Source organism: Streptomyces sp. NPDC020958, assembly GCF_055562175.1.
Map to the genome: position 1 here is coordinate 256576 of NZ_JBVHFU010000003.1, position 20268 is coordinate 276843.

The following is a 20268-nucleotide window of genomic DNA, read 5'->3' on the forward strand; positions in this document are numbered from 1 at the left end:
GTGACTTCGGCGGTCCGGCACCGGCGGCCGACCGGGTGCCTCGCACGAACGGGGACGGAGCTCCGTGCCGACGGCCAGGGGTGCGGCCGTCGACGACTTGTGTAGGACCTAGAGCGCTTTATTAGCGCGCTCTAGTGACACGTACTATGGGGTCGCTCCCAGGGGATGTCAATCACTTTGTCCTGACGTTCCAACAAAGGGGTCCGGGGCGTCCGAGCGGGCGGCGGCGGGGCGCCGACCGGTCGCTCACCGCGTGCTGCACACCGTCTGCGGCGCCGCTCTGCCGTCGCCCGCCTGCGCGGACTGCGCGTCCTGCAACCGCTGCAGATCCCGCAGCAGGGTCGCGATGCCCGGGGCCCGGCCCTCGGCGACCCGTGCGATGGTCCCCAGGACGGCCTCGTAGAAGGCGTCCCGTACGGCGGGTGCCATCACGTCCGAGGCGTCCAGGCAGCGGGGGCCCGTACGGAGCCGTTCGGCGATCCCGCGTTCCACCGTGCCGCCCCGCGGTGCCACCCGGCGGTTCGCGGAGAAGACGTCCGCCACCTCCGCCCACTTCTGCTGGCCCTCCCGCGAGGCCAGCCGTCTGAGCAGTGCCTGCGCCTCGGGGCGGTCGCTGAACAGCGCCGCGAAGTCACCGCTCACCTCGTGGGCCCGGACGGCGGGGCCGCCGGGCAGCAGCGGGGCGGAGTCCGTCAGCCGGGCGCGTTTCGCGTCGGCCGCGTCGTAGAAGGAACGGGCGAAGGAGCCCTGGTGCTCCAGGGAGCAGCCGTGCCATGCGTCGAAGAGCAGCCCCCGGCCGCCGGGGGCGCCGCGGTGGTCGGTGAGCAGGGCGTGCCGGGCCGCGGCCCGGTCCTTCCGGAGCAGGCCGGCCCACGCCTCCCAGGTGGCGCGCACCGGCGTGCTGGTCCAGGTCACACCGTCCCGGCCCAGTACCCAGTCCTCGTAGACGGCCGGACCCGACCGCTGCAGCAGGAGGTCCTCGATCCAGTCGGTGCCGGGCCAGCCGGAGGCGCCGTCGTCCCCCATGCCGACGCACCAACTCCCCATCGGGGCGGGCGAGTCGGCGGGCGGATCGTCCTGGCGGTACCAGACGACGCTCTTCAGGTCCGCCTTGACCGGCACCCAGTAGACGTGTGCGGAGGCCGTGCCCGTCGGCTTCCAGGGGGCCCCGTACTCCTGCGGGTCGTAGAGCCCGTTCAGCGGGTAGAGGCGGTGCTGGTCGGCGTACTCGGCGAGTTCGCCGAGCCCCGGCATGATCACCAGGTCCGGCGGTTCCCCCGACTGCACCTTGGAGAGCAGCACCTCACGCTGGGCCGCGGTCCCCTGGTAGCGGAACGGGATGCCGAAGCCCCGCAGCAGGGTCTTGAACTGCGTCGCCTGTTCCCCGGTCCAGGTACCGAGGATGGACACCGGCTCCTCGTCGTCGTGCCGCGCCCAGGCCACCACCAGACCGCCGGCCGCGATCAGCACCATCGCCACGAAGAAGACCAGGATCCCCAGCCGCCGGGTCATCGCCGCCTCCAGTAGTCGCCGTCCAGCCGGAGCACCAGGCCCAGCGCGGGCAGGACGACGACCAGCAGGCCGCCGACGAGCGTGCCCTCGTACACCCGGGCGGCCCAGGTGCCGCCGCCGAGTTCCCCCCGGACCAGCTCCGACCGGTCCGTGACGCTCTGCTGCGCCTCCGCCAGCCCGCCGCGCCCGGACACCTCGGTGATCAGGTGGAGGTTCCCGACCGCCCGGTCGAGATCGCGACCGGCGGCGGACACCGCCGTCAGCGGGACCACCGCGAGCAGCACGGTCAGGAGGAAGGCCGCGAGCAGGTAGGGATTCCAGTCCCGGCCGCAGCGGTCGCGCAGCACGAACAGCGCCGACAGCAGCGTCAACGCCAGTGCCGCAAGAGCGAGTTCGGCGAGCCACCAGCCGGCGCGCCGCCAGCGGCCCTGGGCGGCGGTGGCCTCGGCGTGCCGCAGCTGGTTCCCCTCAAGGCGGTGCAGCCGGGGCACCACGCCCACCTCCGGGCGGGTGAGCAGTGAGTACGCCTCGCGGAGCTTCTGCTCCCGCATGAGGGGCTGGTCGCGGTACTGCGAGGTGCCGAGGCCGAGCGAGTTGCCGTAGGTGGCGAGCAGGCCGTTGACCGTGCCGAGGTCCTGGTCGGTGCGGTCGGCGATCCGGGACAGGCCCTGGTCGGCGGCCGAGAGCTGGGCCCGGTAGGCCTCGCTCGACCCCGCCACGTCCACGAGATCGCGGTTCACCAGGTACTGGGCCTCCTGGTAGGAACGCAGCGCCGCGAGCCGGGTCGCGGCGAGCCCCTGCACGGCCGGTGCCTCCCGGGAGGCGAGCGCCTCGGCGCTGCGCTGGGCCTGCCGGCAGGACAGGGACAGCGACGTCGCCGCCAGGACGGCGCACAGGAACAGCACCAGCAGATGCGCCTCCAGCAGCCACCGGGTCCGCCGGCGGCGCAACCGCCCGCGCCAGAACGCGGCGGGGGAGCGGCGACGCCAGGACGCGGCGGGGGAGCGGCGGCGCCGGGGGACCGCGCGTACGGTCCCCGCCACCGTCACTCGCCGGCCGCCCGGTGCGGCGGTCACAGCAGCTCCTTCCCGCAGGTGATGCAGTACCGGGCCTCGCTCCCGGCCGGGGTGTCGCAGTTGCCGCAGCGGGGGCCGGGCCGGATGCCCACGGTGCCGGCCGGGGCCGCGCCGGGACCCGAGCCCGCGCGCAGGATCATCGGGGCGAGCGTCCCGGCGTCGACGGCGCGCAGCCGGATCCGTCCCTCGGCGGCGTCCTCGATGTCGGCGACCGTCCGGATCTCGTCCAGCACCCATCCCGTGCCGAACCGCGCCGCGAGCCGGGCGGCCCGCCCCAGGCAGTGCTCGGCGGTGTCCCGCCGGTGGTCCCGCAGCGCGGCCAGGCCCTCGCGCAGCGCACCGCGCATCTGGGCGGTGGCGTTGAGGCTCTGCACACTTCCGGCACCGGCCAGGGCGGGCGGCAGGGACCGGTCGGCGAGGTGCCAGCGGGCGACGACGGGCTCGTGCACGTCCCCCACGGACACCATGGCGAACTGCAGCTCGGTCTCCAGCGGATCGGCGTCGGCGTCGGCGACCAGGGTCAGCAGGTAGTCACGGCTGCCCTGCTCCCACTGGTAGGTCGGGAAGCTCCAGCGGTGCGGCCGGCCGGGTTCGGGCAGCCCGCCGAGCCGGTGCGGCCGGGGCGCCTTCTCGCTGAGCGAGACCTGGCGCACCGAGGGCCGCAGGGTCACCTCGATCGGCAGCTGCGGCGAGTGCACCCGGCGCAGCCGCGCGATGGCGTCCGTGATCGCCCGGCCCAGCCCGTCGTCCACGAACTGGGCGGTACCGTGCAGCCGTTCGGCCAGGACCAGCAGCGGGTCGGGGGCCCAGTCGGCGCCCACCGCGAACACGTCGCAGGTGAACAGCCCGGCGCAGGCGTCCAGTTCCGCCTCCCGACGGGGCTCCTGGAAGGCGGCGCTGCTGCCGTCGGTGATCAGCACCAGGTGCCGTACGGACAGCGGGCGGCCGGCCAGCAGGGCGCGCGCCCCGGCCACCCAGTGCGCGTACCCGGCGGGACGCGGCCGGTCCCGGTGCAGGGGCAGCGAGCCCGCCGCGAAGGCGGCCCGGCGCCGCTGGTACTGGTCGGCGACGGCCCACTCGTCGGCCCCCAGCGGATAGCAGCGCACCGGCTCGGGCCCGCTGCCCAGCACGGCGAACGAGATCCGGTCGGGCAGCGCGCGCAACGCGGCGGGCAGCGCGTGCCGGACGGCCGCCCGGTGGGCCTCGGCGACGTCCACCGCGATGATCACGGCGAGTTCCACCGCGGGCAGGTCGGTGGGCGCCCCGTCGGCGGCCACGTCGACCCGGAGCCGGGCCTCGATCTTCGCGCTGCGGTGCGGAAGCACATCGCGGTCCAGGTCGACGTGGAGCCGGATGCCCGGCTGCGGCGGCCGGGTGTGGCTGCTCATGTCCTGTGTCACCGCTCCTTCCGGGGTGCGATCGCAGCAGGGCGCGATCAGAACAGGGTGCGATCAGAACAGGGTCTGGGGGCGGACCGCGTGCAGGAGGTCCACCAGGTGTTCGTGGGTGGCGGGCGACTCGTGGTGCCGGGCGGCCAGCTGGCGGTAGAGCGACTCCAACCGGGCGCGCAGCGCGCGTTCCGCCGCGCTCAGCCGCCGCAGCCCGCGGGCGTCCAGCCGGCCGGCTCCGCCGCCCCGCGGCCCCGGCCGGTCGTCGAGGCTGTGCAGCGCGTCCAGTTTCCATTCGTGCAGTTCGATGCTGAGCCGCAGCGCCTCGTCCTCGGACAGACTCGGCTCGGCCGCGCCCGGTCTGCGGCCCACCAGCTGCGGCAGCTCGGCCAGTGCCGCGTCCACCTCCGCGGGCGCCGCGAGCGAAGCGAGACGGGGGTCCCCCCGGACGAGGTCCGGAGGAGGATCCACGTCCCCGGGCAGCCGGGCCGCACGGATCCGCAGCGCGGCGATCCGGGCGACGGTGTGGTCCAGGGTGCCCGGCCCCACCCTGCCGAGCACGTCGAGGGCCGCCCGGCGGTCGCCCGCGCGCAGGGCGAGCCTGGCGAGGCCGAGCGCGGCGCCGCCGTGCGCGGGGTTCCGGGCGAACACCGCCTCGTACAGTTCCCGGGCGGTGGGTCCGGCCGTGTCGTCGCCGAGCCGCTCCCCGCAGTACGCGAGGGCCAGCTTCGGCGCGTACTCGCCGGGCAGTTCGAGGTGGACCCGCATGAAGTGGGCCCTGGCCTCGGCGACCTGCTGCGGGCTGTCGTCCAGGCCGGCGCTGCGCAGGGCGAGCAGGGCGCGGTGCCACTCCAGCCGCCAGCGGCGCACGGCGGACGGCCCGGGGATGGAGTCCGCGGTGTCGAGTTCCGTCTGCGCCAGCTCCAGGTCCTCCCTGGTGTTGCGGCCCAGCAGGACCCGTACGTTGTGCAGGCAGATCTCCACCGAGCGCGGCTTCTCGTCCTCCTGGGCGAGGAGCTGACCGGGGTCGTAGCCGCTGCTCACCTCGAAGCGGGCGGTCTGCGGGTCGCCCGGGTAGCGGCGGGGCACCGGCAGGCAGCCGGCGATCTCGGCGGGGGTCGGGGCGCCGAGGTCGAGGGCCGGGGCCACGGGCGGCGCGTACCGGTCGGGTCGCGGGCGGTACAGCCAGTGCTCGATGCCGGGCACCGTGCCGAGCCGGGCCCCCAGCAGCTGCGGGGAGGGCCGGAAGTAGTCCGACGGCTCGGGCGGGTCGCTCTTGCCGCGCAGGGCACGGATCTCCCGCAGCGCGCCGCGCAGTTGGTTCGCCATCTCGCGGGCGTCGGCGAAGCGCCGCCCCGGGTCCTCGCGGAGGGCGCGCTCGACGACCCGGCGGAAGGAGTCGGTGCCGAGGCCGGGCACCACCGTGACCGCCCAGTCGGCCAGCTCCCGCAGGGTGACGCCGACCGTGTACAGGTCGTGGGCGACGGTGGGCAGGCCCGAGAAGGCGATCTCCGGCGCCATGTACTCGGGGGTGACATGGGCGGGCGGCCGGCTCTGCCCCTCCTCGCGCATGCCGCCGAGGTCGATGACCTTGACGCCGGCCCCGTGGTGCACGACGTTCGAGGGCTTCATGTCGCCGTAGACGAAGGGCCGTTCGCCGCCGGCGTGCAGATGGGCGAGCGCCTCCAGGATCTGGCAGCCGTAGGCCGCGACATGCTCGATGTCCAGGACCGACTCGCCGCGCCTGGTCTCCTCGACGACCTTGGCGAGGGTGCCGTCGCCGACGTCGTCCATGACGATGTGACCGCCGGTGGTCTCGCCGCTGTCGGCGCGCCGGGCGACGAAGTCGCGGATCTGGACGATACGGGGGTGGCGGATGGCGACGAGGTTGCGGCGCTCGACGTCGGCGAGCCGGGCGCCGTCGTCCTCGTACCGGTTGAGCAGCCCCTTGACGGCGACGACCTCGCCCAGGTGGGTGTCCTCGGCGAGGTAGACCCAGCCCTGGCCGCCGTGCGCGATCGGCCCCATGATCCGGTACTGGTCGCGCAGCAGGTCGCCGGCGGCGAGTTCCGGTTCGTACGAGTAGCGGGTGCCGCAGGCCGGGCAGTGCCCCTTGAGGGGGACCGGGCCCGCGGTGTACGGCGGGGCGAAGGTGATGCCGCAGCCGACGGCCGAACAGCCCATCCGGATGCGCAGCGGCGCCTCGGGACGGATCAGGCGGGCTTCGGCGGGGCGGGCGGTGCGCTCGGGGAGCGCGAGGAGGTCGCTCGGGCCGAGCTCCCGCGGGTCGGCCGGCAGCGCGGGCAGCCCGGGGTGCCGCTCCGCGCGACCGCACACGGCACACCAGCCGGTCGGCAGCACGGCCCCCGCACAGGGAGTCCCGTCGAACCGACGATGCGGACACCGACTCATCGCCTCCCTGCCTTCCCGTGGGTGCCGTGTGCCGTGTGCGGCGGACGTCGGCGTGGGGTCGTGTGGCGGGTGGGTCGGCGCCGGTTCCCGTCCGTCGCGCCGCATCAGCGGTTCTCCTGGCGGGCCAGGTCGGTGCGGAGGGTGTCGATCAGGGTGCGGAGGCGGGTGAGGTGGTGCTGGGGGTCCCGTACCGCGTCGAGGCGGCGGCGTTCGGCACGGCGCAGGTCGGCGGTTTCGGTGACCGAACCGAGGGAGGCGCTGGCCACGACGCCCCGGCGGGCCGCCTTGCCGAACTCGGCCAGCTCCAGCCGGTCGAGCAGGGCGTCCGTGTGCCCGAGGAGCGCGGGACGCAGCAGTTCGTCGCGGGCCGCGGTCCAGCCGGCGCCGCCCTCATGGTGGAAGACCAGCAACAGACGGAACCCCAACTCCAGTAATCGCGCGAGGATTTCGATCAGCGGGCCGGGCTGCGGCTCCTCGTCGAGACCCAGGACGACCACCGTGACCGGCCGCGCGGCCGGGACCTCGGCCGCAGGCGTCGGCCGGCGCCTGGTGCCCAGCAACCACTCCCAGTGCGCGAGATAGCCGCCGACCGGGAAGGAGACCACCCCCAGCGCCCGGTCGGCGAGGCGCGGTCTGCTGTCGCCGGCGCGATGGACCACGTCGGCACGGTGCAGCAGATGGCGCAGCGAGCGCTCCTTGCCGCTGCCCGGGGCCACCACGCTGATCTTCACCGGGTCCTCGTCGGGGTCCTCGAACCATCGCCCCAGCCGCTCCTCGAACCCGCGGTCCCAGGCGTCCGGCCCGCTCAACTCAGCGATCAAAGGCGAGAGTTCAGCGATACGGTCGATGGGCACCAGATACGAGAAGGCGAGCCGGTTGTCCTCGGGCAGCGGTGCGCCCAGGTCGCCGCGCCAGCTGACGACGAGCCCGACCACGCGGGCGGGGCCGCCGTCCCGCGGCCGGGTGCACACGGCCGCGCCGCTGAAACCGGCGCGCACCACGTGCGCCTTGGTGACGGAGTCGAGCTGTACCCGCTCGCCGCTGGCCCCGCCGATCCGGCCCCACAGGCTCATGCCGTCGTCGAAGCCCTCGGCGTAGCCGGTCGCGTACACCTCCAGGCCCGCCCTGAGCCGGCGTTCCAGCGGGGCGGGACGGGCCCACGGGCGCGGGCTTTCCAGTCGTAACACGGCCACGTCCGCGCCGCGTTCGCCGTCCCGCAGCCAGCCGCCCGGCATGACCCGCGCGGCGACCGGCTCCAGCGCGGCGTTCTCGGCGAACTCCAGCCACATCACCGCGTCCGGGTGGCGTACCACATGTGCACAGGTCAGCGCCGTGTGCTGGTCGACGAGTACACCGGCCCCGCAGACGGGTCCGTGCGCGTCCTCGCGTCGCAGCCTGAGTCTCCAGTCCGCACGCAGCTCCCCCATGCTGTCCCACACTACGCGCGGGGCATGCCGCGTCCCTAGACTTGTGAGGGGCTCGGACAGGTCTCAACGGAAGCCGACGGGAGTGTGGTGATGGGGGATCCGGAACCGATCGGCCTCGCGGAGGCCATCGGCACGGTGCGCGCCGAGCTGGCGCGGGCCCAGGCCGAAGGGGCCGAGAGCGACTGGCGGTTCAGCGTCGAGCAGGTCAGCCTGGAGTTCGCGGTGCAGTTCCACCGGGCCGGCGAGGGCGGCGCGGGTCTGCGGCTGGGCGTGGTCGACGCCCGCCTCGGCGGCTCGGTGAGCCATGACTCCACCCACCGCATCCAGGTCGACCTCAAGCCGCTGCCCGGACCCGGCGGCCGTCACCACGAGGTGAGCCGCGAGAACGGCGATTCACTCTCCCGGGGGTAACACCGGAGTCGTGCCGGAGCCGTTCGGGCCGGAACTGCCAGGGTCGCTCCTGGTGACCGTCCCACGGTCGCCCGACCGAACAGGAGCCCCCCACCGTGCAGCAGTCAAAAATCCGCACCGGCCCGGACCTCCCGGCCCCGGCCACGTCGGCGATGAAGAAACTCCCGGAGGTGACCCTGGCGTTCTGGATCATGAAGATCGCCGCCACCACCCTCGGCGAGACCGCCGGCGACCTCTTCTCCCAGACCCTGAAGCTCGGTTACTTCCTCACCACGATCGCGCTGTTCCTGGTCTTCGTGGTGACGCTGGTCGTCCAGCTCCGCGCCGACCGCTACAACCCGTTCTTCTACTGGACCGTGATCCTGTCGACCAGCATGGCCGGCACCACCATGTCCGACTTCATGAACCGCGACGCCGACGCGAAGTACCTGCCGGCCGGCGCCACCTCGCTCGGCTGGGGGCCGCAGGGCCTCGGCCTCGGCTACCCGGCCGGGGCGGCGATCCTCATCTCCCTGCTCATGGCCGTCTTCGCCGTCTGGCGGCTGACCGGGACGACCTTCCAGATCCGCGACATCGTCAGCTTCCGCGGGGAGGCGCTGTTCTGGTCCGCGATCCTCGTCTCCAACACGCTCGGCACCTCCATGGGCGACTTCCTCTCCGACAGCTCCGGCCTCGGCTACGCCGGCGGCGCGCTGCTGGTGGCGGGGGCGCTCGCGGTGCTGGCCGCCCTCATGGCGGTACCCGCGGTGCCGAACGTCCTGCTGTTCTGGATCGCGTTCGTCCTGACCCGCCCGCTCGGCGCGACCGCGGGCGACTTCCTGACCAAACCGGTCGCCAAGGGCGGTCTGAACCTCGGTACGGCCGGTTCCTCGGCGGTCCTGCTGGCCGTCCTGCTCGGCCTCATGACCTACGCGCGGCTCCGGGAGCGCCGGGCCTGAGGGAAGGCCCGCGGGGCAGGCACTCGGCGCCTACCACCGCGGGAGCCGCGCCGACCAGGGGATTCGCCGCCGTGTTCAGGTTGCGCTCAGGTTCGCCGGGCGTTGATGAAACTCATGCACCAGAAGCCTCAAAACAATGGCAAAGACATCTGTGGCACCGAAGGTGCGTCGTGTCATGGTGCGACTCATGACCCCAGAGCACCTCCTCGACGACCGCCCCCGGGCCACCCTGCGCGTGCTGGCGAACAAGGTTCCCGAAGTGACCGCCTACTTCTGGATCATCAAGGTGCTCACCACCGGGATGGGGGAGACCGCGTCGGACCTGCTCGCCAAGGTCCTCGGCCCGGTGCCCGCGGTCGCCCTCGGCGGACTCGCTCTGGCGGCCTCGCTGGCGGTCCAGTTCGCCGTCCGCCGGTACATCGCCTGGGTGTACTGGACGGCCGTCGTCATGGTCAGCGTGTTCGGCACGATGGCCGCCGACGTCCTGCACGTCGGCCTCGGCGTGCCCTACACGCTGTCGACGCCGTTCTTCCTGTTCGCGCTGGCCGCGGTCTTCGCCCTCTGGTACGCCGTCGAGCGGACCCTGTCCATCCACAGCATCCGCACCCGCCGGCGCGAGGCCTTCTACTGGGCGGCCGTCCTCGCCACCTTCGCCCTCGGCACCGCGGCCGGCGACCTGAGCGCCACCGCCGGTCTCGGCTACTTCGGTTCCGCGGTCCTCTTCGCCGTCGCGATCTGCGTACCCGCCGTCGCCCACCGGGGCGGGGTCCTGGGCGCCGTGCCCGCGTTCTGGACGGCCTACGTCATCACCCGCCCCCTCGGCGCCTCCCTCGCCGACTGGATGGCGCTCGGCCACGGCCGGGGCGGGCTCGCGTTCGGACTGGGGCCGGTCACCCTCGGCTGGACGGCGGCCATCGTCTGCTTCGTCGGCTATCTGGCCGCCTCCCGCCGGGACACGTCCACGGCGCTCTGACCCTCCCTCAGTACCGCACCGGAAGAGCCAGCAGGCCCCGGGTGCGCATCGAGGGACGCCAGCGCAACCGGTCCACGGGAGTGTCGAGTGCGAGACCGGGGAGACGTTCCAGGAGGGCGGTCAGGGCGATCTCGGTCTCCAGACGGGCGAGCGGTGCGCCGAGGCAGTAGTGGATGCCGTGGCCGAGGGCCAGATGCCCGCTGGTGTCCCGGCCGAGGTCCAGCCGGTCGGGGTCGGGGAAGCGGCGCGGGTCGCGGTGGGCCGCCGCCAGGGACAGCAGCACGGTCTCGCCCGCCGGGACGGTGACCCCGCCGATGACGACGTCCTCGACGGGGAAGCGGCGGATGGCGAGCGGGGCGGGACCGTCGTAGCGGGCCAGCTCCTCCACGGCCGGGCCGATCCGGGTGGGATCGGCGCGCAGCGCGGCCAGCTGGGCGGGGTCGCGGAGCAGGGCCAGGGTGGCGTTGCCGATGAGGTGGACGGTGTTCTCGTACCCGGCGAACAGGATGAGGAAGGCCAGGGACATCAACTCGTCCTCGCTGAGCCGGTCCTCCTCGTCGCGGACCGCGATCATGGCGGAGAGCAGGTCGTCGGCGGGCTCGGCGCGCTTGCGGGCGAGCAGCCGGGCGAAGAAGGCGAGCAGCGCCCCGGCCGCCTCCTTGGCCCCTTCCGGGCGTGCGGGGTCGGGGACGACGAGCGCGTCCGTCCAGGACCGGAAGTCCGGCCGGTCCGACTCGGCGACGCCCAGCAGCTCGCAGATCACGGCGATGGGCAGCGGCGCGGCGTAGGCGGCGATCAGGTCGGTGCGGCCGAGCGGCGCGAGGGCGTCGAGCAGGGCGTCGGCGGTCCGCCGGACCGGTTCGCGCAGCCGGGCGACGCGCCGCGGGGTGAACGCCTGGGACACCAGGCGCCGGACCCGGGTGTGGTCCGGCGGGTCCATGTTGAGCAGGTTGGCGTCGAGCGCGGGCGGCAGCGCGAGCCCGCGGTAGCCGCCGGGCGCGGCGTGCGCCTTGTCGAGCGAGAGCCGCGGGTCGGCGAGGGCGTGCCGTACGTCCTCGTACCGCGTCACCAGCCAGGCCGGGAGCCCGTCGGTCCCGACGACCCGGTGCACGGACCCGGCCTCCCGGAGCCGGGCATACCCGGCGTAGGGGTCGGCGAGCAGCTCGCCAACGGCGTTCGGATCCACGGGAGTTGTGCGAGCGTCCATGTACACCACCCTAGCCAGCCGCCGACCGCGTACGGACCTGCCCAGGCAAGGGTGTGCTCACGCTCGGCGTACGACCGTCAGGCCTCCCCGACGAACCCCGCCCACGTCTCACGTGACACACGGATGACGGGTCCGGCCGAGGCCTTGGAGTCACGGATGTGTACGGTTCCCATGTCGGCCGCGACCTCGACGCAGTCGCCGCCCTCCGCTCCGCTGTAGCTGCTCTTGAACCAGGCGAGGCCGGACGCGACTGCCGAGGACTCAGCGGTGTTCATAGCTCTCCCAGCAACCTCTCGATGAACTCCAGGGACTCTCGTGGAGTGAGAGCCTGCGATCGGATGATCCCATAACGGGCGGCGGCGAGCGCTGCCCGCTGCGGGTCGGTCTGAAGCGTGCTGGATCCCTGCGCCTCGGTGTATGCGAACTTCTTGCCGTCGTCGCGCGTGACGACCGTGAATGCTCCGTCCACGCCCGCGCTTTCCTCACAGTCGAGCGGCATGACCTGGATTTCGACGTTTCGCTTCTGGCCGACGAGTAGCAGATGCTCCAACTGCCCTCGAAGAACGTCTTTTCCACCAAGCCGACGCCACAATATCGACTCGTCCATCACGAAGCTGAGAAGTGGGGCGGGTTGCCGGTCGAAGATGTCCTGCCGGGCGAGCCGAGCGGCCACGCGCTGTTCGATGGTTTCCTGGTCCAGAGGGGGCCGCCGCATGGCTAGTACCGCCCTCATGTACTGCTCGGTCTGAAGCAGGCCCTTGACCACCAACGTGTCATACGAGAGCAACTCGATGGCCTCCTTCTCCAAGGCTGCCATCCCCTGGAAGAACACCGGATACTGAGCCCGCTCCACCTGCTCCTTCCACACCGTCAGCAACCCGCCCGCGTCCAGAACCTCGTCCGCCCGCTCGATGGTCCTGGGCGACGGAATCCGCCGCCCCTGCTCGTACGACGCGACCGTGGACGCCGAGTATCCGATCCGCCGTCCGAACTCCTCGCGCTCCAGGCCCGCCCGCACCCGCAGGGTCTTCATCGTCTGCCCGAACGCGATGACCACGGCCTGGCCGGACGTGTCCGCCGTCGCCTGTGCCGCGTCGTCCGCCATCACGGTCCCGGCCCTCTCGTCCGTACCCTCGGTCATCGCCACCGCCTCCCTGGCCCAACGCCGCACCGGCGGCCTCGTCACGCCGCGCACCTCGTACCCGTACCGCCTCCACGCGTACAACGGCCCGCGTCGGTGCGTCACCGCTGGTCACGCTACGCGACCGGAGACACCGTTGTCGGCATGACGAGCCAACTCCCCAGCCCCATCGGCGCCTGCCAACCCGTACACCCCAGCGACGACTTGAGCCGTACCTTCGAGATGCGCTTCACCTCCACGCCACGCGGCGCCCGCCTCGCCCGCCGCCTGGCCGCGCATCGGCTGGACACCTGGGGCATTCCGTACGGCACCGGTCCGCACGAAGACGTCGTGCTGGTCCTCGGCGAGCTGACCGCCAACGCCGTACGGCACGGCCACGTCCCCGGCCGGGACTTCCATCTGCTCCTGCACGTGAGCGCACCCGCCCGCACGGTCAGGATCGAGGTCACCGACACCCGTGCCGAACGCACGCCGCCCGAACCGGAAGCGCTGCCCGCCCCCGGCTCCGAGGGCACCCGCGGCCGAGGGCTGCTGCTGGTCGCGGCGCTCGCCGCCCGCTGGGGCTGGCACCTGCGGCCCGAGGGCCCGGGCAAGACCGTCTGGGCGGAGTGCGTGTTCGCAACTCCCGCGTGAGCTCGTGGCCGCGGTGGAAGAATGTGCCGAGATGACCGCCACCGACTACTCTCCGTTCGCCCACCTCACCACCCCCAACGCCCCCCTCTACCGACAGGTGATGCGAGCGTTCCTCGCCGCCAAGGAGCGGTTCGCGGTGCATCTGCGGCCGGAGGACGTGTACGCCGCCCTGGACGCGGGGAGTCGGCCCGCCGATCTCGAAGCGGTGACGCAGGCGCTGGACAAGCTCGTGGAGTGGGGCAATCTGCGGGCCGACCCGGACCACGCGCACGTCACGACGGTCGAGGACTTCTACCGCAGGCGCTTCATCTACCAGCTCACCCGGGCCGGTGAGGCGGCGGAGGCGGCGCTGGGGACGTACGACGAGGTGCTGGGACGGCGCGGGGAACTCCAGGCGGTCGCGCTGCACGACATCGTCACGCAGCTGCGGGCGCTCCTCGTGATCGCCATGGAGGACGAGCCGGACCCGGCCAAGACGTACGTGGCGCTGTCCGTGCTGACGGCGCGGTTCACCGACCTCGCGGACAACGCCCGTGCCTTCATGGGCTCGCTGCAGCGCACCATCGACCTGCACGACATCGAGGTCGAGGCGTTCCTCGCCTACAAGGACCGGCTGATCCAGTACCTGGAGCGCTTCATCCAGGACCTCATCACCCTCGGCGGGCGGATCGCCCTGCTGATCGGGGAACTGGAGGAGCAGGAGCGGGTCGGTCCGCTGCTGCGGCTCGCCGCCGCCCGCGAGGCCGCCGACGCCGCTCCCGAGGAGGCCGAGCGGGCCGAGGCGGTGGCGTACGAGCGGTGGGCCGCGCGGTGGTCCGGGCTCGCCGAGTGGTTCGTGTCGGGGGAGGGACGGGAGTCGCAGGCCAGGCTGCTGCGCGGGCGGGCGCTGGGCTCGATCCCGCAGCTCCTGGCCGTCGTACGGCAGCTCAACGAGCGCCGGGCCGGACGCTCGGACCGTTCGGCCGACTTCCGTACTCTCGCACGCTGGTTCGCCCAGGCGCCGGACGACGCGGCACGGCACCGGCTGTGGCGCGTGGCGTTCGGGCTGCACTCCTCCCGACACCTCACCGTCGACGCCGACACCCTCGCCGAACGGACGGCCACCCCGGAGCCGGCCGCCACCCCGTGGAGCGAGGCGCGACCGCTGCGGATCAGCCCCCAACTACGCAGTACGGGTAGTTACGAACGGCGTGGCAAGCCGCGCAGAGTGGCCGACCGGGGCGAGGCGAAGCGCCGGCTCGCCGAGATCGCCGCCCGGCAGACGGAGGAGACCAGACGGGCCCGGGACCGTCTCGTGACGGGCGGACCGGTGCGGCTGTCCCGGCTCGGCGAACTCGACCCGCTCGCCTTCCAGTTGTTCCTGCGGCTGCTCGGCGACGCGCTCGCCACCTGGCGGCCGGGCACGACCAGCACCGCGGCCACCAGCGGGGACGGTTCGATGGAGATCCGGCTGACCGCCCTCGACGACGGATCGACAGCCGAAGTGCACACCCCCGACGGTGTGTTCAGCGGCCCCGACCACCTGATCGACATCGTCGACCTCACGGTCGGGCACGGTCACGCTGCCGCGCCGGCACCGCCCTCCGTTCCCTTCTCCGTCCCCCGACGGGACACCGCTCCCCAGCTCGCGGAGGACCGATGAGCGGCCCGCTCGCCGAGGTCCTCGACGGCCAGCGCCAGGCCGACCTTCAGAAAGCCGCACGCGCCCTGCTGAAGGAGCCGCTGCTCACCGCCGACGGGCCGTACGCCGACGAGTTCCGGCTGGTGCGCCGGCACACCGTCGAGCTGCGGGAGTGGTTCGAACGCAACGTCGGCTGGACGCTGCGCACGGACGCCGACGCCGCACGGCTGCGCAAGACGCCGGGCACCCTCATCGACGCCACGCACCCCGCGCGCGAGGCCGCCCGCAGCGCCCTGCCCTTCACCCGCCGCCGCTACGTCCTGCTCTGCCTGGCCCTGGCCGCGCTGGAACGTGGCGAGTCGCAGGTGGCGCTCGGACGCCTCGCCGAGCAGGTCGTCCTGGCCGCCGCCGATCCCGAACTCGTCGCCGCCGGGATCGCGTTCACTCTGGAGCGGCGCGACGAGCGCCTCGACCTCGCGGCCGTCGTCCGGCTGCTGCTGCGGCTCGGGGTGCTGCGGCGGGTGGCCGGCGACGAGGACGCCTACGTCAGTGGATCGGGCGATGTGCTGTACGACGTGCGGCGACGGGTGCTGGCCGGGATGCCGGCCTCCCTGCGGGGCCCCTCCATGGTCGAGGCCGAGGGCTTCGAGGAGCGCCTGGCGGAGATGACCGCGTGGACCGCGCTCGACAGCGACGAGCTCAGGTTCCGGGCGGTCCGCTGGAAGCTGACCCGCATCCTGCTGGACGACCCGGTGCTGTACTTCGACGACCTGACCGACGACGAACTGGCCTACCTCACCCGGCAGCGCGGCTTCATCACCGCCCGCATCAACGAACTGACGGGACTCGTCCCGGAGATCCGGGCCGAGGGCATCGCCATGGTCGACCCGATGGACGACCTCACGGACGTGCGCATGCCGGAGCAGGGCACCCACGGCCACATCACCCTGTTGCTGGCGGGGCACCTGGCCCGGGCGGCCGGGCCCGTGGAGCCGGCGGAGCTGGCGGCCCGCGTACGGGAACTGGCCCTGGAGCACGGCGGGTTCTGGTCCAAGACGGCGAGGGAACCGGGAGCGGAGCCCGAACTCGTCGAGCAGGCGCTGACCAAGCTGGTGGCGCTGGGACTCGCCGAGCGCACCGAACGGGGCGTCGTACCGCAGCCTGCCCTGGCCCGGTACGCGGTCGGCGAGCCCGTCGTCAGGGAACCCGGAGGCGCTCGACGGCCCCCCGCCACGACCGTGCAGACCGCGCAGCCCGTGCAGCCCGTGCAGCCCGTGCAGGACGAAAGGTGAACCACCCAGTGACCGCGCTCCCCGCTCCCGTTCCCGGCCGGTGGCGGCCCCTGCGCATCGGACTCGTCGACCTCTTCCACTACGACATCGAGGAGTTCTGGTTCCGCGACGGCCGGCTGCTGCTGCGCGGCAACAACGGCACCGGCAAATCGAAGGTGCTCGCCCTCACCCTGCCGTTCCTCCTGGACGGCGATCTGTCCGCCCGCCGCGTCGAACCCGACGGCGACCCGGGCAAACGCATGGAGTGGAACCTGCTCCTGGGAGGCGCGCACCCGCATCCCGAGCGGCTCGGCTACACCTGGATCGAGTTCGGACGGCTCGACGGCACCACGGGCGTGGCGCACTTCCGCACGCTGCTGTGCGGACTGAAGGCGGTCGCCGGACGCGGCATCGCCCGCCACTGGTTCGCGGTCACCGACCAACGGATCGGCGCAGGCCTCGACCTGCTGGACGCGACCGGGACGGCACTGTCCCGGGACCGGCTCGCCGAGGCCGTGGGCAGCCACGGCATGGTGTACGACACGGCGAAGGCCTACCGCAGGGCCGTCGACGAAGCCCTCTTCGGGCTGGGGGAGCGGCGCTACGGTGCCCTCGTCGACCTCCTGATCCAGCTGCGTCAGCCCCAGCTGTCCAAGCGCCCCAGCGAGGCCGCCCTCTCCCGAGCACTGACCGAGGCGCTGCCGCCGATGGACCAGGCGGTCGTCGCCGACGCGGCGGAGGCGTTCCGGTCGCTGGACGAGGAGAAGGAGGAACTGCGGGCGGCCCGCGAGGCCGAACAGGCGTCCTCGGCGTTCCTCGACCACTACCGCCGCTACGCCCGCCTCGCCTCCCGGCGCCGCGCCCGCCTGCCCCGCCGCGAACACGCCCGGTACGAGAACCTGCAACGGGAGCTTGCCAGGGCGCAGGCGGACCGGGACCGCGCGGTGGCGGACCGCGAGGAGGCCAGGGCGAGGGGCGCCGCCCTCGACGAGCGGGCCGCGCGGCTGGCCGCCCAGGACGCCACGCTGCGGTCCCGGCCCGAGATGCGCGACGCCCGCGCGCTCGACCGGGCGGCGGACGACGCCTCCCGCACGGCCGCGGAGCTGAAGCGGGCCGAGGCGGACCGGCGTACGGCGTCCGAGGCGCACACGCGGGCACTGGGCCGGCTCGCCACCGCGGACAACCGGCTCACGGCCGCCCGGGAGACGCTGGACGGCATCCGGGACCGGGTGGCCGAGAGCGCCGCGGCAGCTCGGCTCGACCTCCCGAGGACGGAGGGAGCCCCCGACACGGTTCTGCGCCGGGCGGCGGACGAGGCGATCGCGAGCAGACGGCGCGCCGTCGAGCACGTGGCGGAACTCGCCACGCGGGCCGAGCAGGCCGAGGAGCGGCACCGGGCCGCCCGGCTGCGCGTCGACGAGGCCGACGAGGAGGCCGTGCACGCCGAGGAGCGGTCGGCCCAGGCGGAGGAGGGCGTCGCCCGGGAGGAGCGGGCGCTGGTCACGGCCGTACGGGAGCACCTCTCCGGGTGCCTGGAGCTGCGGGTGCCCGGACTGCCCGGGGTCCTGGACGCCGTACAGGACTGGGCGAGCTCACTGGACGGTCCGCCGCCGGCCCGTACGGCGGCGAGCGAGGCGCATCGCGCCGCCGCCTCCCGGCTGGCCGACCGGGCGGCAGGACTGGCCCACCGCGAAGCGGCGACGGCGGAGCGGCAGAGGCTGGCAGCGGAGGAACTGACTGCCCTGGAAACGGGTGGGGAGCGCGGCCCTGCGGCTCCCCCGACGCGCACACCCGGCGTGCGGGACCGCGGACCCGGTGCTCCGCTGTGGCGGCTCGTCGACTTCCGCCCGCACGTCACCCAGGCCGACCGCGCGGGACTGGAGGCCGCGCTGGAGGCGTCGGGACTCCTGGACGCCTGGGTGCGGCCGGACGGTTCCGCGGTCGCGGTGGACGGCCATGACGTGCTGCTCGACCCGGTCGGGCTGTTCGGCGGAACCGGCCTCGACCGCGTGCTGTGCCCGGCGGTCGACCCCGGGGACGCGGGGGCCGCCGCCGTGGGGGAGGAGACGGTCGCGCGCCTGCTCGCCTCGATCGGGCTGGCCGTAGGCGGGCACGGGCCCGGCGAGGCCTCATGGGAGGTCGGTGGCCACGACACCTGGGTCTGCGCGGACGGGCGCTTCCGCGTCGGGGCGCTCACCGGAAGCTGGGCCAAGGACAGCGCCCAGTACGTGGGGGAAGGAGCGCGGGAACAGGCACGTCGCGTCCGGATCGGAAAACTGCGTGCCGAGATCGACGGCTTGACGGCGGAGCGGGAACGACTGGCCGAGGAGTCCCGCGCCGTGGCCGGGCGCCGTGCCGTGCTGGACGCCGAACTCGCCGCACTGCCCGGCGACGACGACCTGCGGCACGCCCACGCCCGCGTCACCGCCGCGGCCGAGGCGGTCCGCCGCGCCCGCGCCCGGCGGGACGAACGGGCCGCGGAACTGGCTCCGGCGGCGCGACAGGCCGAGCGCGCGGCGACCGAACTCGCCGACACCGCGGCAGCCTTGAACCTCCCCACCGACCACACGGCACTGGGCGCCGTGCGCCAGGCGCTCGCCGACCACACCGCCCTCCTGGCGGCCCTGTGGCCCGCACTGCGCGAACGCGCGGAGGCCGAGCGTGCGGTGACCGGCGAACAGGAGGAGACCCGCCGGGCCGGACTCCTCGTGTCCGAACTCGCGGAGCGCGCTACGGAGGCGGCCCGGGTGGCCGCGGCGGCGGACGAACACCTCACGACGCTCCGCTCGACCGTCGGAGCGGCAGTCGCCGAGCTCCAGAGCCAACTGGAGGAGACGGCCGAGGCGGCCCGGGTCTGCGAGCAGGAACAGCGGCAGGTCCGGGAGGAGTACGGGGACGCGGACCGGCGGGCCAGCCGCGCCGAGGGACGCATCGAGCGGCTCGCCGAAGACGTCACCGAGGCGACCGCCGCGCGTGCGGAAGCCGTCGCGGCGCTTCAGCGGTTCGCCGCGACGGGGCTGCTCGCCGTCGCGCTCCCCGACATCGATGTACCGGACGACGGCGGAGGGACGTGGGCGACGACCCCGGCCATCGCCCTCGCGCGGACCGTCGAGTCCCGGCTGTCCTCGGTCGACGACACCGACGCGGCCTGGGAGCGCGTGCAGAAGCGGCTGAGTGAGGAGTTCGGCAGGCTCCAGGACGCGCTGTCGCGGCACGGCCACACCGCCACCGCCCGCCCGAGCGAGGACGGCATGCGAGTCGACATCGTCTACCAGGGCAGGGAACGCGCCGTGCCCGAACTCGCCGAGGCACTGGCCGTGGAGGTCGCGGAACTGACCCGCATCCTGTCCGCACGCGAGCGCGAGATCCTCCAGACTCATCTGATCACCGAGGTCGCCGGGACGCTCCAGGAACTGATCGGGGCGGCCGAACGGCAGGTGGCCGCCATGAACAGGGAGCTGGAGGAACGCCCGACCTCCACAGGAATGAAACTGCGGCTGGTGTGGAGGGCGTCCCGCCGGGCCCCGCAGGGACTGGCCCAGGCCCGCGAACGGCTGCGCCAGTCCGCCGACGCATGGTCGCCCGAGGACCGGGCCGCGGTCGGCGCGTTCCTCCAGGAACAGATCGCCCGCCGACAGGCCGACGACAGCGCCGGCAGCTGGCTGGAGGACCTCACCGCCGCCCTCGACTACCGGTCATGGCACGAGTTCGGCGTCGAACGCCATCAGCACGGCAAGTGGGTGCCGGCCACCGGACCCGCCTCGGGCGGGGAGCGGGTACTGGCCGCGTCCGTCCCCCTGTTCGCCGCCGCGTCCTCCCACTACGCGAGCGCGGGCGGCGCGCATGCCCCACGCCTGGTCACCCTGGACGAGGCGTTCGCCGGTGTCGACGACGACTCACGCGCCAAGTGCCTCGGTCTGCTACGCGCCTTCGACCTCGACGTCGTCATGACCAGCGAACGCGAATGGGCGTGCTACCCGCAGGTGCCGGGCATCGCCATCGCCCAGCTCTCCCGCGTCGACGACATCGACGCCGTACTGGTGACGCGGTGGGAATGGGACGGCAGCGAACGGCGGCGCGGCACGGAGCCGGGTGCGCGGACAGGCGCAGCCCGGGCGGCTGCAGGCGCCGACGGCTCCGGCGAGGGGACCGACGACGGGCCGGTGAGTCCTTTCGGTGAGCCAGGGCGGACAGCCGCCGTCGACAGCGTCGGTGGACAGGGGGCCTTGTGGACGTAGACGGTTCGGCGACCCCGCCT

At 73.7% G+C, this 20268-nt stretch carries 15 protein-coding genes; 7 read left to right on the forward strand and 8 right to left on the reverse strand.

What is annotated here, in order from left to right:
• Window positions 1-246: 246 nt before the first annotated feature.
• From ACZ3KP_RS11465 to ACZ3KP_RS11485, 5 genes are all read right to left on the reverse strand, one after another.
• Window positions 247-1512, reverse strand: coding sequence for an ABC transporter substrate-binding protein (locus tag ACZ3KP_RS11465; RefSeq protein ID WP_467498453.1), 1266 nt, complete (start codon window positions 1510-1512; stop codon window positions 247-249).
• Window positions 1509-2588, reverse strand: a complete 1080-nt coding sequence (locus tag ACZ3KP_RS11470; protein ID WP_467498455.1) for a hypothetical protein — start codon at window positions 2586-2588, stop codon at window positions 1509-1511. Before ACZ3KP_RS11470 ends, ACZ3KP_RS11465 begins: the two co-directional genes overlap by 4 nt.
• On the reverse strand, window positions 2585-3976 hold the full coding sequence (locus ACZ3KP_RS11475; protein ID WP_467498457.1) for a vWA domain-containing protein: 1392 nt from the start codon (window positions 3974-3976) through the stop codon (window positions 2585-2587). Before ACZ3KP_RS11475 ends, ACZ3KP_RS11470 begins: the two co-directional genes overlap by 4 nt.
• A gap of 63 nt (window positions 3977-4039) precedes the next feature.
• On the reverse strand, window positions 4040-6388 hold the full coding sequence (locus ACZ3KP_RS11480) for a serine/threonine protein kinase (protein WP_467498459.1): 2349 nt from the start codon (window positions 6386-6388) through the stop codon (window positions 4040-4042).
• A 104-nt stretch (window positions 6389-6492) separates the two neighbouring features.
• On the reverse strand, window positions 6493-7815 hold the full coding sequence (locus ACZ3KP_RS11485) for a S1 family peptidase (protein ID WP_467498461.1): 1323 nt from the start codon (window positions 7813-7815) through the stop codon (window positions 6493-6495).
• 90 nt (window positions 7816-7905) lie between these two features.
• Between ACZ3KP_RS11485 and ACZ3KP_RS11490 the strand changes: the two genes are divergently transcribed.
• The 3 genes from ACZ3KP_RS11490 to ACZ3KP_RS11500 all read left to right on the forward strand — a co-directional run bounded on the left by ACZ3KP_RS11490 (window position 7906) and on the right by ACZ3KP_RS11500 (window position 10137).
• On the forward strand, window positions 7906-8226 hold the full coding sequence (locus ACZ3KP_RS11490; protein ID WP_358977772.1) for a trypco2 family protein: 321 nt from the start codon (window positions 7906-7908) through the stop codon (window positions 8224-8226).
• Between the two features lie 95 nt (window positions 8227-8321).
• A complete protein-coding gene (locus tag ACZ3KP_RS11495; protein WP_467498463.1) occupies window positions 8322-9164 on the forward strand; it encodes a COG4705 family protein in 843 nt (280 codons plus the stop codon).
• A gap of 187 nt (window positions 9165-9351) precedes the next feature.
• A complete protein-coding gene (locus tag ACZ3KP_RS11500; protein ID WP_467498465.1) occupies window positions 9352-10137 on the forward strand; it encodes a COG4705 family protein in 786 nt (261 codons plus the stop codon).
• A gap of 7 nt (window positions 10138-10144) precedes the next feature.
• On the opposite strand, the gene ACZ3KP_RS11505 is transcribed toward ACZ3KP_RS11500, so the two are convergent.
• From ACZ3KP_RS11505 to ACZ3KP_RS11515, 3 genes are all read right to left on the reverse strand, one after another.
• Window positions 10145-11344, reverse strand: a complete 1200-nt coding sequence (locus tag ACZ3KP_RS11505; protein ID WP_467498467.1) for a cytochrome P450 family protein — start codon at window positions 11342-11344, stop codon at window positions 10145-10147.
• A gap of 77 nt (window positions 11345-11421) precedes the next feature.
• Window positions 11422-11619: a DUF397 domain-containing protein gene (locus ACZ3KP_RS11510; protein WP_467498469.1), complete on the reverse strand. Its 198-nt coding sequence runs from the start codon at window positions 11617-11619 to the stop codon at window positions 11422-11424.
• A complete protein-coding gene (locus tag ACZ3KP_RS11515) occupies window positions 11616-12485 on the reverse strand; it encodes a helix-turn-helix domain-containing protein (protein ID WP_467498471.1) in 870 nt (289 codons plus the stop codon). The genes ACZ3KP_RS11510 and ACZ3KP_RS11515 overlap by 4 nt, the downstream gene beginning before the upstream one ends.
• 144 nt (window positions 12486-12629) lie before the next feature.
• Here ACZ3KP_RS11515 and ACZ3KP_RS11520 point away from each other — a divergent pair, with 144 nt between their 5' ends.
• The 4 genes from ACZ3KP_RS11520 to ACZ3KP_RS11535 are packed head-to-tail and all read left to right on the forward strand — an operon-like array spanning window position 12630 to window position 20248.
• Complete coding sequence (locus ACZ3KP_RS11520; protein WP_467498473.1) at window positions 12630-13118, forward strand: ATP-binding protein; 489 nt, start codon at window positions 12630-12632, stop codon at window positions 13116-13118.
• 31 nt (window positions 13119-13149) lie between these two features.
• Window positions 13150-14760 carry a TIGR02677 family protein gene (locus ACZ3KP_RS11525; protein ID WP_467498475.1) on the forward strand — a complete coding sequence of 537 codons (1611 nt, stop codon included), beginning with the start codon at window positions 13150-13152 and terminating at the stop codon, window positions 14758-14760.
• The gene (locus tag ACZ3KP_RS11530; protein WP_467498477.1) at window positions 14757-16031 is read left to right on the forward strand and encodes a TIGR02678 family protein; all 1275 of its coding nucleotides are present in this window, start codon (window positions 14757-14759) and stop codon (window positions 16029-16031) included. The genes ACZ3KP_RS11525 and ACZ3KP_RS11530 overlap by 4 nt, the downstream gene beginning before the upstream one ends.
• Window positions 16028-20248 carry a TIGR02680 family protein gene (locus ACZ3KP_RS11535; protein ID WP_467498479.1) on the forward strand — a complete coding sequence of 1407 codons (4221 nt, stop codon included), beginning with the start codon at window positions 16028-16030 and terminating at the stop codon, window positions 20246-20248. Before ACZ3KP_RS11530 ends, ACZ3KP_RS11535 begins: the two co-directional genes overlap by 4 nt.
• The last annotated feature ends 20 nt before the right edge of the window (window positions 20249-20268 follow it).